Origin of the sequence: Methanogenium marinum, assembly GCF_028912405.1 — an archaeon.
In the GTDB taxonomy this organism is placed as follows: domain Archaea; phylum Halobacteriota; class Methanomicrobia; order Methanomicrobiales; family Methanomicrobiaceae; genus Methanogenium; species Methanogenium marinum.
This window is the reverse complement of sequence record NZ_JAKELO010000002.1, coordinates 2,047,483-2,065,671: the sequence shown is the minus strand read 5'-3', so window position 1 is coordinate 2,065,671 and position 18,189 is coordinate 2,047,483. Positions and strand designations below refer to the sequence as shown.

At 44.1% G+C, this 18,189-nt stretch carries 19 protein-coding genes; 14 read left to right on the top strand and 5 right to left on the bottom strand.

Translation table 11 applies throughout. The features are described from left to right. The first annotated feature begins 64 nt into the window (after positions 1 to 64). From atwA to L0665_RS10250, 8 genes are read left to right on the top strand one after another with little or no spacing between them, the layout of a single operon-like run. Complete coding sequence (gene atwA, locus L0665_RS10285) at positions 65 to 1,669, top strand: methyl coenzyme M reductase system, component A2 (protein WP_274925595.1); 1,605 nt, start codon at positions 65 to 67, stop codon at positions 1,667 to 1,669. 15 nt (positions 1,670 to 1,684) lie between these two features. Next, positions 1,685 to 3,241, top strand: a complete 1,557-nt coding sequence (gene mmp3, locus L0665_RS10280; protein WP_274925594.1) for a methyl-coenzyme M reductase-associated protein Mmp3 — start codon at positions 1,685 to 1,687, stop codon at positions 3,239 to 3,241. After that, entirely contained in the window at positions 3,238 to 3,705 is a 468-nt protein-coding gene (locus L0665_RS10275) for a methanogenesis marker 6 protein (RefSeq protein ID WP_274925593.1), read from the top strand. The genes mmp3 and L0665_RS10275 overlap by 4 nt, the downstream gene beginning before the upstream one ends. Before the next feature lie 4 nt (positions 3,706 to 3,709). Then, positions 3,710 to 4,165: a methanogenesis marker 5 protein gene (locus L0665_RS10270; protein ID WP_274925592.1), complete on the top strand. Its 456-nt coding sequence runs from the start codon at positions 3,710 to 3,712 to the stop codon at positions 4,163 to 4,165. Next, positions 4,158 to 5,399, top strand: coding sequence for a methanogenesis marker 15 protein (locus L0665_RS10265; RefSeq protein ID WP_274925591.1), 1,242 nt, complete (start codon positions 4,158 to 4,160; stop codon positions 5,397 to 5,399). The genes L0665_RS10270 and L0665_RS10265 overlap by 8 nt, the downstream gene beginning before the upstream one ends. A 5-nt stretch (positions 5,400 to 5,404) precedes the next feature. Then, positions 5,405 to 5,989: a methanogenesis marker 17 protein gene (locus L0665_RS10260; protein WP_274925590.1), complete on the top strand. Its 585-nt coding sequence runs from the start codon at positions 5,405 to 5,407 to the stop codon at positions 5,987 to 5,989. Continuing rightward, a complete protein-coding gene (locus L0665_RS10255; RefSeq protein WP_274925589.1) occupies positions 5,986 to 6,930 on the top strand; it encodes a methanogenesis marker 7 protein in 945 nt (314 codons plus the stop codon). Before L0665_RS10260 ends, L0665_RS10255 begins: the two co-directional genes overlap by 4 nt. Positions 6,931 to 6,978: 48 nt before the next feature. Then, a complete protein-coding gene (locus L0665_RS10250) occupies positions 6,979 to 7,440 on the top strand; it encodes a carboxymuconolactone decarboxylase family protein (RefSeq protein ID WP_274925588.1) in 462 nt (153 codons plus the stop codon). A 14-nt stretch (positions 7,441 to 7,454) separates the two neighbouring features. On the opposite strand, the gene L0665_RS10245 is transcribed toward L0665_RS10250, so the two are convergent. The 3 genes from L0665_RS10245 to L0665_RS10235 form a co-directional block, all read right to left on the bottom strand. Continuing rightward, positions 7,455 to 8,180 carry a hypothetical protein gene (locus L0665_RS10245; RefSeq protein ID WP_274925587.1) on the bottom strand — a complete coding sequence of 242 codons (726 nt, stop codon included), beginning with the start codon at positions 8,178 to 8,180 and terminating at the stop codon, positions 7,455 to 7,457. Positions 8,181 to 8,618: 438 nt separating this feature from the next. Then, positions 8,619 to 9,485, bottom strand: a complete 867-nt coding sequence (locus L0665_RS10240) for a hypothetical protein (RefSeq protein ID WP_274925586.1) — start codon at positions 9,483 to 9,485, stop codon at positions 8,619 to 8,621. Positions 9,486 to 9,741: 256 nt separating this feature from the next. After that, positions 9,742 to 11,022, bottom strand: coding sequence for a hypothetical protein (locus L0665_RS10235; protein ID WP_274925585.1), 1,281 nt, complete (start codon positions 11,020 to 11,022; stop codon positions 9,742 to 9,744). Between the two features lie 291 nt (positions 11,023 to 11,313). On the opposite strand from L0665_RS10235, the gene L0665_RS10230 reads away from it, so the two are divergent. After that, entirely contained in the window at positions 11,314 to 11,496 is a 183-nt protein-coding gene (locus L0665_RS10230) for a hypothetical protein (protein WP_274925584.1), read from the top strand. Positions 11,497 to 11,703: 207 nt separating this feature from the next. Further along, a complete protein-coding gene (locus tag L0665_RS10225) occupies positions 11,704 to 12,300 on the top strand; it encodes a hypothetical protein (protein ID WP_274925583.1) in 597 nt (198 codons plus the stop codon). A gap of 246 nt (positions 12,301 to 12,546) precedes the next feature. On the opposite strand, the gene L0665_RS10220 is transcribed toward L0665_RS10225, so the two are convergent. Then, positions 12,547 to 13,068, bottom strand: a complete 522-nt coding sequence (locus L0665_RS10220; RefSeq protein ID WP_274925582.1) for a hypothetical protein — start codon at positions 13,066 to 13,068, stop codon at positions 12,547 to 12,549. A 704-nt stretch (positions 13,069 to 13,772) separates the two neighbouring features. Between L0665_RS10220 and L0665_RS10215 the strand changes: the two genes are divergently transcribed. From L0665_RS10215 to L0665_RS10200, 4 genes are read left to right on the top strand one after another with little or no spacing between them, the layout of a single operon-like run. After that, positions 13,773 to 14,027, top strand: coding sequence for a hypothetical protein (locus L0665_RS10215; RefSeq protein ID WP_274925581.1), 255 nt, complete (start codon positions 13,773 to 13,775; stop codon positions 14,025 to 14,027). Beyond that, positions 14,000 to 14,581, top strand: a complete 582-nt coding sequence (locus L0665_RS10210; protein ID WP_274925580.1) for a hypothetical protein — start codon at positions 14,000 to 14,002, stop codon at positions 14,579 to 14,581. Before L0665_RS10215 ends, L0665_RS10210 begins: the two co-directional genes overlap by 28 nt. Further along, positions 14,571 to 14,924 (top strand): hypothetical protein, encoded by a 354-nt coding sequence (locus L0665_RS10205; RefSeq protein WP_274925579.1) that lies wholly within the window; start codon positions 14,571 to 14,573, stop codon positions 14,922 to 14,924. The genes L0665_RS10210 and L0665_RS10205 overlap by 11 nt, the downstream gene beginning before the upstream one ends. After that, positions 14,921 to 17,839 carry a hypothetical protein gene (locus tag L0665_RS10200; protein WP_274925578.1) on the top strand — a complete coding sequence of 973 codons (2,919 nt, stop codon included), beginning with the start codon at positions 14,921 to 14,923 and terminating at the stop codon, positions 17,837 to 17,839. The genes L0665_RS10205 and L0665_RS10200 overlap by 4 nt, the downstream gene beginning before the upstream one ends. 19 nt (positions 17,840 to 17,858) lie before the next feature. Here the strand turns inward: L0665_RS10200 and L0665_RS10195 are convergent, their stop codons facing one another. Beyond that, a complete protein-coding gene (locus L0665_RS10195) occupies positions 17,859 to 18,155 on the bottom strand; it encodes a hypothetical protein (protein ID WP_274925577.1) in 297 nt (98 codons plus the stop codon). Positions 18,156 to 18,189: the final 34 nt, after the last annotated feature.

Here is an 18,189-nt window from a genome sequence, read left to right as displayed (position 1 = left end):
GCGCAATATTATGATAGAATAATAACTTTTAAACCACCAAAAAATGATACTGTGAACGGGAATTATGGTGCCTCTACTAACAGTTGAAGATCTTTCCATGGAATTCGATGGAAATGTTGTCCTCAATAATATCAATTTTCAATTAGCAGAGGGTGAGATCCTCGGCATCATTGGACGAAGTGGTGCAGGGAAGACGGTGCTGATGCATCTCATCCGTGGTGTGGATACCCCGCCGACAAAGGGCAAAATTATCTACCATATCTCTACCTGCGATAAATGCGGATATGTTGATCTCAGAAGCAAAGAGGGAAGCAAATGCGCAAAGTGTGGCGGAGAGATGGTTGCCAATGATGTCGATTTATGGGCGGATGGAAATGAGCATAAGAAACGCGGCGTTATGGTTCGGACTGCGATTATGTTCCAGCGCACGTTTGCCCTGTATGGTGATGACCGCGTTATCGAAAATGTTCTTCACGCACTTTCTGATATTGGATATCCCGGCGAAAAGGCAGTCAACCGTGCTGCCGACCTTCTGGATGAGGTGCGCCTGTCTCACCGGATGATGCACATTGCACGTGATCTATCCGGCGGAGAAAAGCAGCGTGTTGTACTTGCCCGCCAGCTTGCCAAGGATCCATTTCTCCTCTGTGCTGATGAACCGACAGGAACACTCGACCCCCGTATTGCATCCATTGTCCATGACATGCTGCACAATTCTGCAGTAAATAACAATATGGCAATGATTGTTTCATCTCACTTCCCTGATGTTATTGTAGATACCTGCAACCGTGCACTGCTTCTGGAAGACGGTGGGATAAAGGCTATTGGCGAACCTGCCCACGTCATTGATACGTTCATGGAAAATGCCCCCGAGGACAGCGGATACAAATCAGCAGAACTTGGAGAGCAGGTTCTCCGGGCACGGGATGTATCCAAACGATATCTTTCTCTCGACAGAGGTATGATCAAGGCTGTTGACGGTGTTTCGTTTTCTGTCTCAGAACGGGAAATCTTTGGCATTATCGGAACATCCGGTGCAGGTAAGACAACCCTTTCAAAGATGATTGCGGGCATAATCGAACCAACAGCAGGTGAGATGAACATTCGTATTGGTGATGAATGCATTGACATGACAAAGCCCGGCATTGAACAGCGTGGCCGGGCCAAAAAATACATTGGCCTTCTCCATCAGGAGTACGATCTGTATCCCCACCGGAATATTCTTGACAATCTGACTGACTCCATTGGTCTTGAATTCCCAAAGGAACTTGCAATGCGCAAAGCAGTCATCACTCTCAAGATGGCCGGTTTTACAGAACAAAAGGCAAAGGAAATTCTCAACAGGCGCCCGGATCAACTTTCTGAAGGAGAAAAACACCGGGTTGCCCTTGCTCAGGTTCTCATTAAAGAACCGAGAATCGTTATCCTTGACGAACCAACCGGAACGATGGATCCTATCACCAAGATCGATGTGAAACATTCAATCGTGACGGCCCGTGAAGAAATAGATGAAACATTTATTGTAGTCTCCCACGACATGGATTTTGTACGCGATATCTGTGACCGGTGTATTCTCATGAGAGGCGGAAAGATCGTAAAGATTGGACCAACCGCAGAGGTACTCCAGGAACTCTCAGATAAAGAGCGGCAAATTATGACAACCGTCTAAGTGGAGATATATATAATGACAGAGATCCGCCTCAACGGCGAGAGGCTGGAAGTACCTGAAGGAGCTCAACTCGGGGATATCATTCCCGGGCACCCTCCCGAATGCAGTGTTGCAGTGATCCGCCCGGCGGACAAAATATCTGCAGTCACACGCAATATTCGTGTTGCGACAACCGCAGGAGAGATAATCATCGAACTTACCGGTGATATTCCATCTTTTTTACAGGACAAAATATCTGCGGGCGCCCCTGATAACGGTACACATCCAGAGTTGCTTATACTAAAATGGGCTGACCGACAGGCAGCATCATTTGGCCCGTTTCCAACCAATATCGTACCGGAACGATCCCCTCATCGATATGCCAGGGGCGATGTGATTCTTGGCTGTGGTGGATATGACAGGGAAAAATCATTTCTGCTCTTTTCAATAACGACCCATATCGCTGACCACGGGGCAGCAAAAGGAGGAGGTATTGTCGGGAGGGTTGTATCGGGAATGTCCGTTCCTGAGGAATGGAAACCAAAAGATGCAATTACTGCCATGGAACGAATCATCCAGAGTGCAGACGCATCAAATGCCTTTGCTACCACGAAACAGGATGTGTTACTTGAAGATGGCATGAGTATCATCACCCACGTCCAGGCACGTGCTACAGGGTATCGGGATGAAACGATTGACATCACACGCGCACAGAGTGTCGAACACCTCCTCCTTACCAACAGAACCGGAAGATACCATGTTTCACTGGACGCAAGTACTCACATCCGTGATGATCATATGCGTGAGAGTGAGGTGTTTTATGAAGGCGAACCACACTCCAGATTTGATGGTACAGTAACCGTCCGTGTCAGCGGGAAAAACAGGGGTTCAGCATATATTTATACAGATGATATTGCCGGAAGCCCGAACCATACCGTTGTTGCCAGTGTGGAGCATGGCATTGAACTTGCTCATATCGCAAACGCCGGCGATACATTTCTGTTTAACGTAGAACCGGCACAGTTTGATGTCCGTGGCATGGCACTCTCTGATGCGAAAATGTCTGCAGAAAACCGGGGTATCACTCTTGTTTCAGACGATGAAATCGGAGACAGGGTAATAATTTCACAAACACCGGAAACCACGCTGGAAGTCTTAGCAGAAAAGAAGGTCTCGGTCACAACCATTCCAATTTCTCATGTTATCTCTGTTGAACTCTTTGATTCCGATGCACCACTGAGCTGTTACACATTCCGTTCAATAACCGGCCTTAGGTGGCATGATATTGGTGAAATGCCTCTTCTCATCCATTTTGATGATGTTTCATTATTCCAGCCGCAAATAAAAAAAGGTACAAATATCAATATAGAAAATACCCCGAAAGGAAGTGTACCTGCAAATATGCTCGCAATCACCAATGACTCACGGAAGAGTGCTGGTCTCATCGGATGCAGAACCACAGAAAACGATGAATATGGTCCCACATCCGAACCTTTTGAAGGGACGAATATCATCGGGCGTGTCTGTGAACCTGAAAAACTTTCAGCCCTGAAAGAAGGCAGTATTGTCTACATACGAGAGGTGAAAAATTGAGCAGAACTGAGTATATACCTACATACGTAGGCACAGTAACCAAGTATGTATTCATTGATTCTCCTGACTTCACACCACAGACACTAGTTATACGTGCGTATGAAATTTCAGAAGGATTGCTTATAAAAGAGACGTGTTTCGGACTTCAGGTAACGGGTGAACCGGAAAAGGTAAAGAACCTCATCAAAGAGTTGCGCACGGTTGACCCGACCCATATTTTTGTCAAAGACCGGGGCTTCCCTCCCGGAGACACACGGAGGTGCCGGGCAAATCTTGGTGGCGCACGACCGGGCTACTATGGCCATGAATTCGAGAGTGGCCTGTTCCGGTATATCTCACACGGCCTGAAAGAACTGGAAAAGAACACAGCACCGACAGTCACACGGTTGGGGAAGAAGAAACTGGACGAAGGAAAGTTACCCCTGAACAAATTAGTTGAGATCATCAATAACGAGGAGGCATAACAGAATGGCAAAAGTGTTTATTTTCCCTGCAACAAGTCTCATTCTCTCAGATATGGTTGAGAGATGGGGCCACGAGGCACTCGGGGCAGCGACCGGAATCCGGGAACGAATCCAGACCCCAAGTCTTGACTCACCACCTCTCCAGATGACACCGGAGGATCCAAAGAAGGGCCTGAAATATGCTGCTGTTGAAGTACCGTGCGGAGTCAGGGGACGGATGGCTATATATGGGCCGTTGATTGAAGAAGCGGATGCCGCAATTATCATCAATGATGCAGATCTCTCCTTCGGATGTATGGGATGCGCCCGCACAAATGAACTGGTGATGTTCATGGTGCGCCAGCAGAAAGGGCTGCCTTTACTCGACATAAAATACCCGGAAACGGAAGATGAAGGTGTGGCATTTGTAACCCAGATAAAAGAGTTTCTTGCAGGGCTCGAAGGTGAAATAAATGAATGAACATCCTGTTCGTATTGCACAAATCTCCTGCGGCCCCGAGCACAGTGGTGTTCAAAAAGAAATTTATGATGCAGCTGAAGCAGTTAATGCCGAAATGTTCTTCCCGGATGTAACACTCACCGACATCCGCCGGTCGTATGATGCATTTGGTCTTGAAGCACGCTCAGGGGATCTGAAACTTGCCATCGCCCGTGCGATGGCACTTGTTGAACAAAAAGTAGAGGCTGATGCAGTCTTTATTGCCACCTGTTTCCGGTGTGCTGAAGCGGCAACAGTCCGGAATGAACTGCGTCGGTATATCCATGAACATTCTGACCTTCCGGTTGTGAGTTATTCATTTACCGAACGCACCACCTCAGGGACACTCCTCACCCGGATGGAGGCGCTCACCACCATCGCACGGAGAAGAGCACTTCTTGCACGGGAAAAACAGAACGGAACCACAATGGGTATAGATTCCGGGTCTGCAACAACAAAAGCCGTCGTCATGCAGGACAATGAGATCATCGGCACAGGCTGGTTGCCCAGCACTGAAGTTATGAACAGTGCCAATGGTGTCATTGAAGCCGCTCTGAAGGAGGCAGGCCTTGAAATGACTGATATTGAGGCAATCGGCACCACCGGATATGGCAGATACCTGGTAGGAGAAAAACTGGGGGTAGATCTCATTCAGGAAGAGCTGACCGTAAATTCCAAAGGTGCGGTATATCTGGCTGACCGACAGCACGGTGAAGCAACAGTTATTGATATTGGTGGAATGGACAATAAGGCAATTTCAGTCCAGGACGGCATCCCCGGCGTGTTCACTATGGGAGGTATCTGTGCCGGTGCGTCAGGACGGTTCCTTGAGCTGACTGCCCAAAGAATCGGCGTAGATATCACAGAACTTGGCCCGATTGCGATGAAAGGGAACTCAAATGTCGTCCCCATGAACAGCTACTGTATTGTCTTTGGTACCCAGAGCCTTGTCAATGCACTGGCAAAAGGGAGCTCAAAAGAAGACGTTGCAGCAGCAGCGTGCAGGAGTGTGGCAGAACAGGTCTTCGAACAGCAGCTCCAGGAGGTCGACATAAAAGAACCGGTGATCATGGTCGGAGGAACCTCACTCATTGAGGGACTGGTCCATGAAATGGGAGAACTGCTTCAGACAAAAATTCTTGTACCTCACCATTCACAGTATATTGGTTCTGTAGGGTCAGCCCTCCTTGCATCCGGATTTATTGAGGAGAAGTGACTGCTATGAAAGGGCTCGAATACTTTGAGGTAGAATGTATCGAACCGGTGGGTGCAGAAATATACAAAAAAATTGCGGATGACATTCTCCTGGATCTTAACCTGAGCCAATCCATCGGAAGGCTGCATATCTACATTGATCCGGAAACCCCCCTCTTTCTTGCAGTCGGTGTCATTAAGCAGATGCCCGGACTGGTGCATATCCGTGATTTTGCAAGTGCCCTTGGAACAGGTGAAGGAGTGGTGCTGGATATTGGAACCGAAACCTATCTTTCACCAATGCTTTCTATTCTCTGGGATACCTATGGCCGGGATCTCATCACCCAACCTGATCGGTTTACCGTAAAAATTATGGTACCTGGTCTAAACCCACGGGAAGTTGAGGAGATGGTTGTAGTCGACCCAAGTGAAGGAATGTTTCATGATATCATCTATGCAATGCAGTGGATTGCCCCCGAAGGGTTCAAAGTCAGGCGTGAAATAATAGGGAAAGGACACTTCAGCTATGTGGCAAGTGAGAACACCCTCGATGAAGAAGATATCGACAAACTTCTCAAAGAAAAATTAGCCTGTGTGGGAGTGAGTGTATGACCGTTTTTGTCCCCATTACCTATAAGGGAGGAGTATACCGCCACGATATCATCATTGACCTCATAGACGATCTTGGGGGATATATTGTTCAAAAACATATGATTGCTCAGGAAGTTGTCCTTCAGTCCCTGGTACCAAAGGATGATATTGAACTGATTCGAAAAATCAGTCGTCCCCTGGCAGGTGTGGTAATTGAGGCACCTCTTGTGGGAACAGAGATTGCTGTTGTGAGCCCCAGTCTTGAAATCCACCACCTGCCTCACACGTCTTGTGATGTGGCAGAGTATCTCAGAAGCGCCGGTGCAAAGACCAATATGATAGGCCTTGCACGCGGATTCGGCAAGCGCATTGCGAACCTCAGTATTGAAGAACGCGATATAATAAATGAACACGACTGTGCTGTGTTTATGCTTGGCAACTTTGAAACCTGCATTGAGTATAAAATGCCCGCTCTGCGCAGAGGAATTAATGTCCCGATTATTCTCACCGGACGACCTTCCACAGAAGCCCTTCAGCGAATTATTGACCCACCTGTTGATGGATATGTCGGGGGAATCGGAAGAATCGCCCACCGGATGAGACAACAGGAAGGCGAGATTGACCATCTTGACACACTGGTTGAGGAAGTTTCTGCGGTCCTTTCCCGGAAACGTGAAGAAGTGGCAAAAGATCCTCTTTCCATAAACCCTGCTCGTTTGATGGCAGTCCTTGATGATGCAATGGATATAACCAAACGTTCAACCCATCCAACACCGGTCGTCGTTCAGATACGAGCACTTCGTGTCAAATTGCCATATGATACGTATGCCGATCCAATTGCAGCAATTGAAATAGAAAACGGGGTTAAAATTGGCGACATTACACAAATACTCCCTTCCCGCATGCGGGATTATATCCTGATTCGCATCAGACCATTTTCAGAAACGAAAATAATGGTCTAAATACAAAATTATATCCCTTTTTTCTGACAACATTTTGGTGATACATTAATGGCGCATACCGTGGATTTTGAGGACACACTTCAGGAAATTTTGAAGCGTGGAACAGAAACAGCAGCAAAAGACTGGCTGGAAGGTATTCAGGAAGAATATGACAGTGTCCCCCTGATTTACCAGAAAATGTCCAAAAAACCCGAGGTACTTCTCTCGCACCTGATGTTTAAGGATGCAATTACTGAGACATCATCCATCGATCCAAAGATGATTGAACTTATAAGTATTGCTGTAGGTGCAGCACTGAACTGCAACCATTGTGTTGAATATCATATGAGTGCGGCCCTCAAAAAAGGTGCAACAAAGGATGAAATCCTGGAAGTTGTTCTCATTGCAGGATCACTTGCACAGGCAGCGGTTCTCGCAGATGCATACCGCATCATTGATACAGGGACAACGAATGGATGCGGCGCTTCCTGTGAAGTCAATGGCGTAAAGCTGAAAAAGAACGGGGAATAAACGGGACTGAATTATCATCTCTTTTCATCCCGGCATACACAAATCAGGAAGACTATAGCAATACCTGCAGCACAAAAACAGGAATATGAGAGAGACCCTGCGGTTGTGGGTGCAGGCATGGTATCCTCAGAGACAGTGGATGATTTATTGGTTTCGTCACTGGCATTGTTCAACGATTCCGCATCTCCAGCAGAGAATTCATTGGGATCCGGATTTGTTTCTTCGGATCTCTCTGTCGCAGTCTCTTCAGCCATTTTTTCTGTGCCACTAATACCGGCATTTCCAGTAGTTCCGGATATTTCTGCGGTCATTGCTGCATTTTTCAGGATTATATTTATTGTTGCATATGATGTTTTACCAAGATCATACCGTCCCAGGGGTTGGGGTACAGCCCATACCAGATAGGTGCCGGGATCCAGTGTCCCTCCTGTCCTGCCGGTGTTCCAGTCATATTCCCACACACCACTCCTGACGGGCACATGGATGAAAGAAGCATCATCGCCGGACACAACATGAGTTGTGATGCTATCAGGCCTGACACCACCGGGTGCAAGATTGGGACCGGTTAAAAAAAGATACATATCATCGTATCCGCCCCCATTTCCGGAGAGATGTACCGTCTCTCCTATCACTGCAGATGAGACAGCTGATACCGGGATCACAGACCAACTAAGAAGACAGATGCAGAGGAGAGCTAATACAGAGATACAGCCATTTTTTGTCAGTGAAGTTCCTCTCATTTTGATACTCCTTTCAGTCGTTTTCATTTAAGAGAATTTCTATAATCCTCATTTTTACCGGAAGTACTAATAGCTGAATGATTTCTCTGAGTAGAATGAAAATATCCACATATATATTATTAATAACAATTTTCCATCGTGAAATACGACTGGCCAATCCTCCTATACCCTGCTGAATGGTGCGTCCGCTTCTTCATCGTATCAGCAATTATCTTATTTTTCACGAGACTATCCACAACGTTTGCCTATATCTCATACTATGTAATGGTGGCTGCAGCCTTCGTTGCGTTCCTCTTCCAGGTAAGGATTATGTTCATGTTTGCAACTGGCAGGATATCGGAACGTGAATGAAAATAGCTGTCTGATTGGAAGATGATCGTGATTTTAAATAGGGGTGAGAATACCTCATCCCTGAATCAGCTATAGGACATTTCACACCTAAAACGCTTTGAATGTATCAATAAGCTGATTAAATTCCTTTTCACTCATTCCAGAATACATTTCCTTAATGCAATATTTTTCAAATCTAAGTAATTTGTTGTATGATAGCCCACACGCGAATAGAACATATTTTTTGTGGTTTAGGGCATTATTTTTCTTAATTTGGCCTTTAATTTTCATTTGTGAAAATATTTTGTCATATTTTCCATATATTGCAAATAGATATACAAAAGGTATATACAAAATCGATAATGCAATGGGTATTAAAAATCCAATCAATATTTCTAAACCATCTAACGATGAATAAATCTCAATAGCATTTATTGTTACCATTACAGAAAATATAAGGATTGTAATAATTAAATTTCGGGAAGCCTTTTTTTTATTTTTACTATATTTTTCGCTAGATTCTGAAAACGTATTAGATAAAACAACACCTGCAAATGCTGGTACCATTATAAATTCAGTTAAGAGACTGAATGTAAAAAGTCCGGTAATATATCCAACAAAAACTGTATACTTAAATCCGTCTATAAATATCCTTTTAATGTAATCTGTTTCAAGAGTACTCATGGCTGCTTTGAAACACATAGGTATGCCAATAAATAATGTCCATATGAGAATTATTTTTACATATACAATTTGCCAGAGTGGTGTGTTTAAAAATAATGCAATCAAAAATGCGCTGTATATTATGAGGATGAAAATTGGAATTAGTATCTCTTTTGAACATGCTATTTTAATTATCTGAAAAAAGGAATTCCTTGTGTTTTTTAATAATATGAAGTAAACAAAAAATAATATGATCCATATTCCACTTGCAATTTCGCGTGTTGTGAATATGTCAAATATTATGTCTAACACCTAATCTTGCTCTGTAAAAACCTCTATTTGTGCATTGTTCTTTTTTCCGATCAGCAATAACAATACCAATATTCTCCATAGTAGCATACTGGACAATGTTTGCTGCAGCTGCAGGAGCGTTCATACTCCAGGTAAGGATCCTGTTCATGGTTGCGACTGGTAGGATATCAGAAAGTGAATTTTAAAATGCTCATTTGAGTGAATAATACTCAATTAGAGTTCTTCACAATGGATGGTGATTTGCTGGAAAAAGAAATTATTTTCCCTTGAGGTAGTGCAAAAAGTCAAGAATTAGAAATGCTCTGATTGTGTGAGTTTTACGTCCATAATTGACATATTCACCATGAAGTATTCCATGTCGGAGAAATGTTGTAGGAATTGATATTTTTTTATTTTCCTGAAATAAAACATCAAGTAACAAGTAATCTCCTGCAGATGAATACTTATTAAGTGATTTGATCAATCTTCGTTTGGCATCGAGCATATTTTTAGATTCATTTCCAAAATCATCGAAAAAAATCAGGTCATGTTTGGGACCTTTTTTTTTGATGCTATGTTTCGCATATATTTCTTTTTGTATACCGTCAATTTGAGCAATTAAAACTGGTATTACTACATTTGATGGATTATCTCTTGTTTTTGCTCTTTTTATTGTCTGTACACAACTCCTGAAAATTTTCATTCTTGGTTGAAATATTGGGTTATTATTCCACGATTCAACCAATACGGTTAATTCTTCATAATTTTCATCTGAGAAGTAGTCTAAATATAGCTTATTGATTCTCGCCAACTTATTGTTCCCAGAGTTTTCAATTTCAAGAACATCAAAATAAAATGATATTGGAAGACTGAAAGATAAAAACCACTTATATTTTTTTAGAATTTCGTCCGCAGATTCATAATCAATATCAATGGTTCTTAACGATTTGGAAAATTCTTCGATTTGCTTTGATAAATTATCGAAATACGTGCCATTCAATTGAATCGATAATTGAAGTGCTTCAATTTGAGGAATATGCATTTGAGGAAATTTTATTTGCGGTAATATACTTTGATTAAATAAATTTTGTAAACCTGAAACCCCTGGGCCAATATCTTCTATGCCAAGGTTAAATGGAGTAATTAGCCCCTCAAGATTTATTGACATTTTTTTGATGATTTCATCACGATATCTTTGAATTCCATCTTTGAATTCAATAAAAAAATGTTCGTCTGTTGAAACACCAAAAATATTGTTTAATTCTTTATTATTTTCGCAAAATCTGCGAACAATGGATTTTAATTCTGAATCAGGAATCTTCTGAAAAACATCAAAAGAAAATTTTGGCTCTTCAATAAGGCCAAAGATCAATTTTATCGTAAATTCTCTCTCATTAAGGTGTTCTTCTAATAATTGTTCCGCTTTTATGAATTTATTTACTGTAAACGGTCGGACTTCTAGCTCTCCAAGTGATTTTGATGTAAATTTAAAATTGCATCGTTTCCTTATAGGCTTGACAGATGTTTGAATTTCTTTATCTATTTCGATTTCTTGCATATTTGTCACCAAATTAAAGGATTAAAAATATCCGAAGATTGGTATTTCTTTCTGTAGGTGCATCTTCTTGGTCTTGATCCTGATCCATAAATTTATGATGGTGAGATTATAGTTATAATTGTTTTGAAATTATATGGGCTCATTTTATTCAGTTTTCATAACAGGTCAGATCCCCTACAAATAATCTTTTAACTTTGACCATATTCTTGAACTCTGTTTTTAGGAAATAATCTCAGAATACCAATTGATCCAACTATTATCAGAGATATGAAGAAATGAGGTTAGTACATTATGGAATATGATGAGGTTTGTAACCGTCTTGAAAACGATCCTGAATTACTTACTTTCGTAAACCATTCCTTAACAGAAAATTATGAACTCAAAACGTATTGTGCCTCACCTGAGGCACGTATTGCTGAACCTGAACGTCACTGCAATCAAACTAATATGGTGGCTCTTTTTTTCTCCTCATAGTTATGTGTCACCGGGAATGTAGTGTAGATGTGTGGAAAAGATCACGAATTAGAGATCATTATTACATCGAATAAATAAAAATAGATCTGGGCGGTAGTGGTTGGGCGATCCTCAATACACCATATCTTTTTTTTCCATCACCACATCACAAAATCGCACATATTTAATAGAGTTACATTTATCGATTAGATTTCCAAAGGACACATAATGAAAAAAATTGAGCTTTTTATGGGAGTGTTGCTTCTCCTTATTATTGCAGTCGGAATTACCGGGTGTGTTACCCAAGAGAAGACAACAGTTGCACCTGTAACAGCAACAGAACAAACGCCATCACCAACCGCTATGGCAGGAACACCCCAGCCAGAAACGATTAAAGAGACAACCATCGATACCGGGGTGACAAAGACGATCTTTAGGAAAGGGGAAGATGGTTCGACATCTATGATAACTCTTAACAGGGTTACAAAGACCGCAACGGTCGAAATAAATCCATTTTATATAGAAAAGCCAAGTGAGGGACTTACAGATGAGAGTGTAGATGAATTTATGATTCCTATCGCAGTTGGAATGATGCGGCTTGCATTTTTTGATCCAGAAGGATTTGAAGAATGGCAAAAAGAAGGAACAGAGAGTGGCTTCCTCCTTGAAGACGGTACAGAAGTGGAGGAAGAAAACCCTCTGGATGGTTACACGGTTACAAAACTTACCCTAAAATTCGTTGAAGAAGGCACCAATACACCAATTTCTGACTATATTGTCACAGGGCTAACTGAGAATGACATGGTGGTTACAAAACACAGATGAAAGTATACCCTGAGCCATGAAGGCGGTAGCAGGGAACATCAACCATTCCATTCTCTTTTTTTAGAAAAAGATCTATACAGAAGCGCGTGAGAGCATTTTTAAGAGCTTGCCGAAGTTTTATTTTTTGAAATTTTTCAACAGAAGCTTGATATTAAATATTTTAGAGGGTTTGAGCTTATTCTACCATATAAATAGTGAGATTATACAAATAAATTACCTGATTAATCAAAAAAAGAAAAACAAGGATTAATCATAATAGATTGATTGACTCCATTTATCTTCCGGACCTTTGAGATCCATATGACCAAGAACATATGGGAAATCCTCTTCAGTGTTCTCTTTACTCCATAAATCCCATTCATCAGTACTTGTTAATCCCCATACGCCATCACGGATTTCTACTTTGAAACCATAGTATAGATCTTCATCAGACTCATATCTGCTAATTACCCATCCACATGAAATATACTCCGCAGACTCATATCCAGAAATTACATCTCCTGGTTGATAATTGATAGCTGGCTGTGTTTCACTCTTAGATGTTTCACCACTAGATGTACATCCTGATGCACATATGGCCAATATTAAAAGGCCAAATATAAAATAACTCCAGTAACTCCTACTGAAGTTTATGGGTCCACCTGACCTGTTACATATTATTTTACAATAAAAAATAGAGTGGAGCTGTAATTGATTTTTATGAATAATTATGAGAAAATAAGACCAAACTATTTTTGCAGTAATAATATCCGATACATATATCTCCAATAATTGCTAAATTGACCCATTGTATCTAAGTTAAAGAGAGTTCCTCACACACGTGGGGATGAACCGGGAGTAGATTTTATTCCTCTCTTCTTACTGTTGAGTTCCCCACACACGTGGGGATGAACCTAGTTTTAACCGATTCAAGGGCGTCATAGAATGGAGTTCCCCACAGGCGTGGGGATGAACCGGTTCCCATTACGATCGGTCCTTTCATGTTTTTACGTTCCCCACACATGTGGGGATGAACCTTGTTATGAGAAGAGCATGTGCTATCCTATGCGGAATAAGGAGAGAAAAAACAGAAAATTTTACCCCACATTTACAATCAGGAAAATTCGATTATTTTGTCTGTTATTTTGTCTGTTATTTTGTCTGTTATTTTGTCTGTTATTTTGTCTGTTATTTTACCGCTTATTTTCAAAATGAACAATCCCTGGGGGTAGAAAAAAGATAAACCATCCCTTAACCGCGCATTCCATATATCTCCCTTCTACAATGGTATTTTTTAATAGTGCTCATTTCAAGGATAAATACCCGATTTTCTGCTGTTCATACACTGTTTTAGAATGATCAATTTCACAATATCTGCCCGATACAAACATTATTCCCTGTTTCCCTTTCACGACGCAGTGTTTTTCTTTATGGCATTTGACGTCCCCTCTTTCATTGTGCATAACAGAAATCGTGCACAGGAAAGAATCCCCATGAACAGAATAAAAGAAATAAAAGAAATCAAAAAAATCGAAGAAACACAAAAAGGCACAAACACAGCAACCAAACCAGGCACAAAACCAGACACAAAAACAGTCCTGAAACCAACCCTGAAAAACACCCCCGGCCAGCCGCAGGCACGTGTCGAAACCAGCAGTATCACAGAAGAAATAAACGGGAATAAAACACGGCAGATCATGCCAGACGAGGAGATGGGAACATGCAACCCACAGACACAAAACAGGTAAAACCGATAAAACAGGTAAACGGCAGCCCCATAAAAAAACTATGTACCACCATTGTTCTGTCAGGAACCGCCGATGATCAATCAACTTCCAACATAATAAAATCCATGGTGACTGAAAAAACAGCCATCCCCACAGGCCCCGTCCCGCTCTTCCTCGTCCCAAAGAGAATTTCCGCAGAGTTTCAGACACACGGTGGATATATCTCTGATATCGCAATCCACCGGACCGGCAATCACATCTATTGCATTACCCTTACCAAAACGCCAAAACAGGAATGCAATCAGGGACAGGGACAGGGACAGGAACTGAACAAAAATCAGGGTGGTACAGATGCAGGCATGTCTATCTCCACAGGCCCTGTCCCGCTCTCCCTCGTCGCAAAGAGAATTTTCGCAGAGATTCAGGCACACGGTGGATACATCTCTGATATCGCAATCCACCGGACCGCCTATCACACATATTGCATTACCCTTACCAAAACGCCAAAACCGGGATGCGATCGGAGACAGGGACAGGAACTGAACAAAAATCAGGGTGGTGCAGATGCAGACTGAACCCGGCACTCTTGCACTGGGAAGAAGGGGCATTCTCTCCCTTTCCATCGTGGAGGAGACCTACTACCTCACACGGGATGACATCCATACACTTCTCTTCTACGGGCAGAGCGTCCCTCTCATCCGGACAGAAGAGACAGTCCACCCTGATGGGGCAATCCTCGTTACATCGGTCATCGATGGTCACATCGCGGTCAATGTCTCCGGTCGGGCCGTCCTTGTAGCAACGCGGGCGGGCCATTTTAGTATCCCGTTTGTGAGTTTCCAGCAGGTTGCCCGCGGTGAGGCGGTTTCCGCTCCCATCTTCCCGGCAATGCCTGACGTCACGGGAGGATTTGTATGAAAGCAGATACAAATGCAGATGCAGATGAGATCCGGAAGACTCTCTCCCTCCTTTTTTCAGAAGGTACTGTTGTCGAGTTACGGGCCCTGGGAAATGGTGGGGTACACAGTGGGTACTTCACCGACCATGATGCCCTCGCCACCCGTGCGGCAGCAATGGACACCAACACGTCAATACATGGCATCTATGTCACCCTGAACGAGGTGAACCCGGCACTGCTGTCTCGTCGGGCGAACCGAGTCAAACAACACCTCTCCCGGAATGATTCCACCACCGCTGACGCAGATATCATCCGCCGCCGGTGGCTCCCGATTGACTTTGATCCGGTTCGGCCAAGTGGTGTTTCTACGACGGATGAAGAACATGATGCTGCCCTCAGACGGGCAGAAGACGTTGCAGACTGGCTCTCAGAGAAGGGATTCCCGGCACCTGTTCTTTCAGACTCAGGCAACGGTGCCCATCTTTTATATCGCATCGATCTTCCGAACGATGGGGTATCCACCCGGCTTGTGAAAGAGTGTCTCACGGTCCTCGATGCGTTCTTTTCAGACGATACCGTACTCTGTGACACGGCAAACTTCAATGCAGGCCGCATATGGAAGCTCTACGGAACAACGGCCCGAAAAGGGGACAATACCGGGGTACGTCCGCACCGGAAGGCACGGATTGTCTCTGCCCCGGATGAACCGCAGGTCGTGACGACTGACCTGCTCCGGACCCTTGTCGGATGTATTCCCCGGTCCGCCCCCGCGGCAGAGCAGGGCAGACGGCGGGGATCATTTGACCTCCGCTACTGGCTCGAAACAAACAAAATCGCCGTCAAAAACGAACGACTCTGGCAGGGTGGCACGCTTTTCTCACTTGCCGAGTGTCCCTTCTCTTCTGCCCACACTGACGGGGCATTCGCCATCCAGTTTTCAAACGGGGCCATCTTTGCCGGATGTCATCACAATTCCTGTGGCGGCGGGACGCAGCGGTGGAAGGAGTTTCGGGGGATGTATGAACCGGAACGGGCTGTCGGGAATAAAAAGGGCAGGACAAAATCACCCAAAAAGGAGACACCAAACCGTTCAGAAGAACCATCGGATGATTCATTTTCCACTCCTTCACTGACAGACACCTCTGCAGAACAGCAGGAGTACCGGAAACGTGCCCTGGATATTCTCACCACCGGCGATCCGCTCGCCTTCCTCCTTGACGTCTTCCACCGCGACCATGTCGGCGACCAGACTGTTGCCGAGTGTCTCGCGATGTCGGTTGCCTCCCAGTCGGTGGAGAATACCTCCGGGCTGCATGTCGCCATATCAGGGAACTCAGGGAAGGGAAAGTCCCATGCATGCAACACAATGATACAGCTTCTGCCTGAGGAGTACCGGCTGACAGGTACCGTTTCTGACAAGGCCCTCTTCTACCATGATTCACTCCAGGCAGGAACCGTTCTCCTCTTCGATGATGTCAGTCTCTCGGATGATATGCAGGAGGTACTGAAGTCCGCTACTTCAAATTTCAGGGAATCCATCCAGCACAGGACACTCACCACCGACAGGCAGCTAAAACTATGCACCATCCCGGAACGATGTGTCTGGTGGCTTGCCAAGGTGGAGAGCATCGGAGATGATCAGGTGATGAACCGTATGCTGACGGTCTGGATTGACGACTCAAAGGATCAGGACAGGGCGGTGCTTGAACACATGAAACAACAAGAGGCACAGTGTCGGGAGGATGAACAGGCAGATACCGACATTTATGTGTGCCACGAGATGTGGAATCTGATAAAACAGAAGATACACCATGTGCGCACTCCCTTCTCACCGCAAATATGTTTTCGTACAGCCAATAATCGCCGCAACCCGGCGATGCTCTTTGACCTTATCAAATGTCACGCCCTGATCCATTTCTGCCAGCGGGATTATGATGAGAAAGGCAGTCTCATTGCAAATCGTGATGACTTTGCCTATGCCCGCCGCCTCTTCATTTCAATTTGCAATGATGCCGGTGGGCAGGAGACGAAGCAGACCCGTAACGAAGCAGCAGCACTTGAGACAATTATGAAGATGGGTCTTGATATATTCACTGTCAGGCAGTTGCAAAACGCACTTGGCCTCTCGTATCAGCAGACATACCGATTACTCCATGGCTATACCAACAACAGATCGACATACACCGGAATTCTGGACAAGTGCCCGGCAGTGAGTCTCATTGATGCAATAGTGGCAGAGGATGTATGTGGTATTTCGATGAAGAGACGGGAGCATCATTTCTCTTTCGATCATGAAATGTACCGGGAATGGGTGGATAAGGCAGATGTCTGGATCGATGATTCCGATGAGGGAGAGGGGGACAATTCCGATCCTGATGATCCTGATGATCCTGATGCCGATACTTTCACTCTTTCACCATCTTTTCACCAGCAAAGTGAAAACATAGAGGCTCAAAACAAATCCCATATTGATGTTTATTCTTCTAAAGAACTAAAGTATATAGAGAAATGTACAGATAGTAAGGGAAGTTTTCATGACTCAGCGGGAACACACAGCATACCCGATAATTGCAGTGGTACGGGTCTGTGTCTCTGTGAATCCGGGACTGGTGAAAATGAAATAGTGAGTCGTACATCCATGCCGCAATTGCCGAATAAAGGCAATTTTGTGCATAAATCCCAAATTCAACACGCAAGAAAAGTAAATAAAACAGGTGAAAGAGTGAAAACAAACCGTCGAAAGGATGAAGTGTTTCCCCTGCCTGGTATCCTGGATCACACATCCTTTTGCCGGTCGTCGGTGTCGCTCGGACACTGTTCAATCTGTGGTAACGGGGTGGCGGTGTATCACTCCAAAGAGCAGCGGGCGAGTATCTGCGAAAAATGTTATGCCAGGCTGGTCCGGGAGTGGAATAAGAGTGAGGGGGTGAGGTGAAAGTCCATTTAGGCGTTACTTAACCAGATGTTGGAATTCTCCCTAAGATCGAAAGTATTGCAATCCGCAGCTGAAGGAGGAAGCAAAAAGCACATCCGGCGGTCATCAGGTAGAAGAGAAGCACAAATTCCATTGTTGCAAAGTGAGAGACGAGAGCAACCAACATGGAGGCAATGAAGAAACGGAATCCCCATTCTGCAGGGTAGAGGAGTTCACGCCAATCATATGTCATATTCTTCTCTTTTATGAGAGAGATGGTAAAGGTTGGGGATGAAAGTATAGGAGGTATCCCCGATTTGATTCCTTCCTTTTTCATGGAAACGGCCGCTCACCCTTCGGGGCAACCTTAT

Excerpts from the sequence above, each read along its gene's own strand:
- L0665_RS10200 (WP_274925578.1), top strand. The coding sequence starts at position 14,921 with ATGAAAGCAGATACAAATGCAGATGCAGATGAGATCCGGAAGACTCTC.
- L0665_RS10235 (WP_274925585.1), bottom strand. The coding sequence starts at position 11,022 with ATGCAAGAAATCGAAATAGATAAAGAAATTCAAACATCTGTCAAGCCT.
- L0665_RS10260 (WP_274925590.1), top strand. The coding sequence starts at position 5,405 with ATGAAAGGGCTCGAATACTTTGAGGTAGAATGTATCGAACCGGTGGGT.
- L0665_RS10245 (WP_274925587.1), bottom strand. The coding sequence starts at position 8,180 with ATGAGAGGAACTTCACTGACAAAAAATGGCTGTATCTCTGTATTAGCT.
- L0665_RS10255 (WP_274925589.1), top strand. The coding sequence starts at position 5,986 with ATGACCGTTTTTGTCCCCATTACCTATAAGGGAGGAGTATACCGCCAC.
- L0665_RS10195 (WP_274925577.1), bottom strand. The coding sequence starts at position 18,155 with ATGAAAAAGGAAGGAATCAAATCGGGGATACCTCCTATACTTTCATCC.
- L0665_RS10210 (WP_274925580.1), top strand. The coding sequence starts at position 14,000 with ATGCAACCCACAGACACAAAACAGGTAAAACCGATAAAACAGGTAAAC.
- L0665_RS10215 (WP_274925581.1), top strand. The coding sequence starts at position 13,773 with ATGAACAGAATAAAAGAAATAAAAGAAATCAAAAAAATCGAAGAAACA.
- L0665_RS10270 (WP_274925592.1), top strand. The coding sequence starts at position 3,710 with ATGGCAAAAGTGTTTATTTTCCCTGCAACAAGTCTCATTCTCTCAGAT.
- L0665_RS10225 (WP_274925583.1), top strand. The coding sequence starts at position 11,704 with ATGAAAAAAATTGAGCTTTTTATGGGAGTGTTGCTTCTCCTTATTATT.
- mmp3 (WP_274925594.1), top strand. The coding sequence starts at position 1,685 with ATGACAGAGATCCGCCTCAACGGCGAGAGGCTGGAAGTACCTGAAGGA.
- L0665_RS10265 (WP_274925591.1), top strand. The coding sequence starts at position 4,158 with ATGAATGAACATCCTGTTCGTATTGCACAAATCTCCTGCGGCCCCGAG.
- L0665_RS10230 (WP_274925584.1), top strand. The coding sequence starts at position 11,314 with ATGGAATATGATGAGGTTTGTAACCGTCTTGAAAACGATCCTGAATTA.
- L0665_RS10205 (WP_274925579.1), top strand. The coding sequence starts at position 14,571 with ATGCAGACTGAACCCGGCACTCTTGCACTGGGAAGAAGGGGCATTCTC.
- atwA (WP_274925595.1), top strand. The coding sequence starts at position 65 with ATGGTGCCTCTACTAACAGTTGAAGATCTTTCCATGGAATTCGATGGA.
- L0665_RS10250 (WP_274925588.1), top strand. The coding sequence starts at position 6,979 with ATGGCGCATACCGTGGATTTTGAGGACACACTTCAGGAAATTTTGAAG.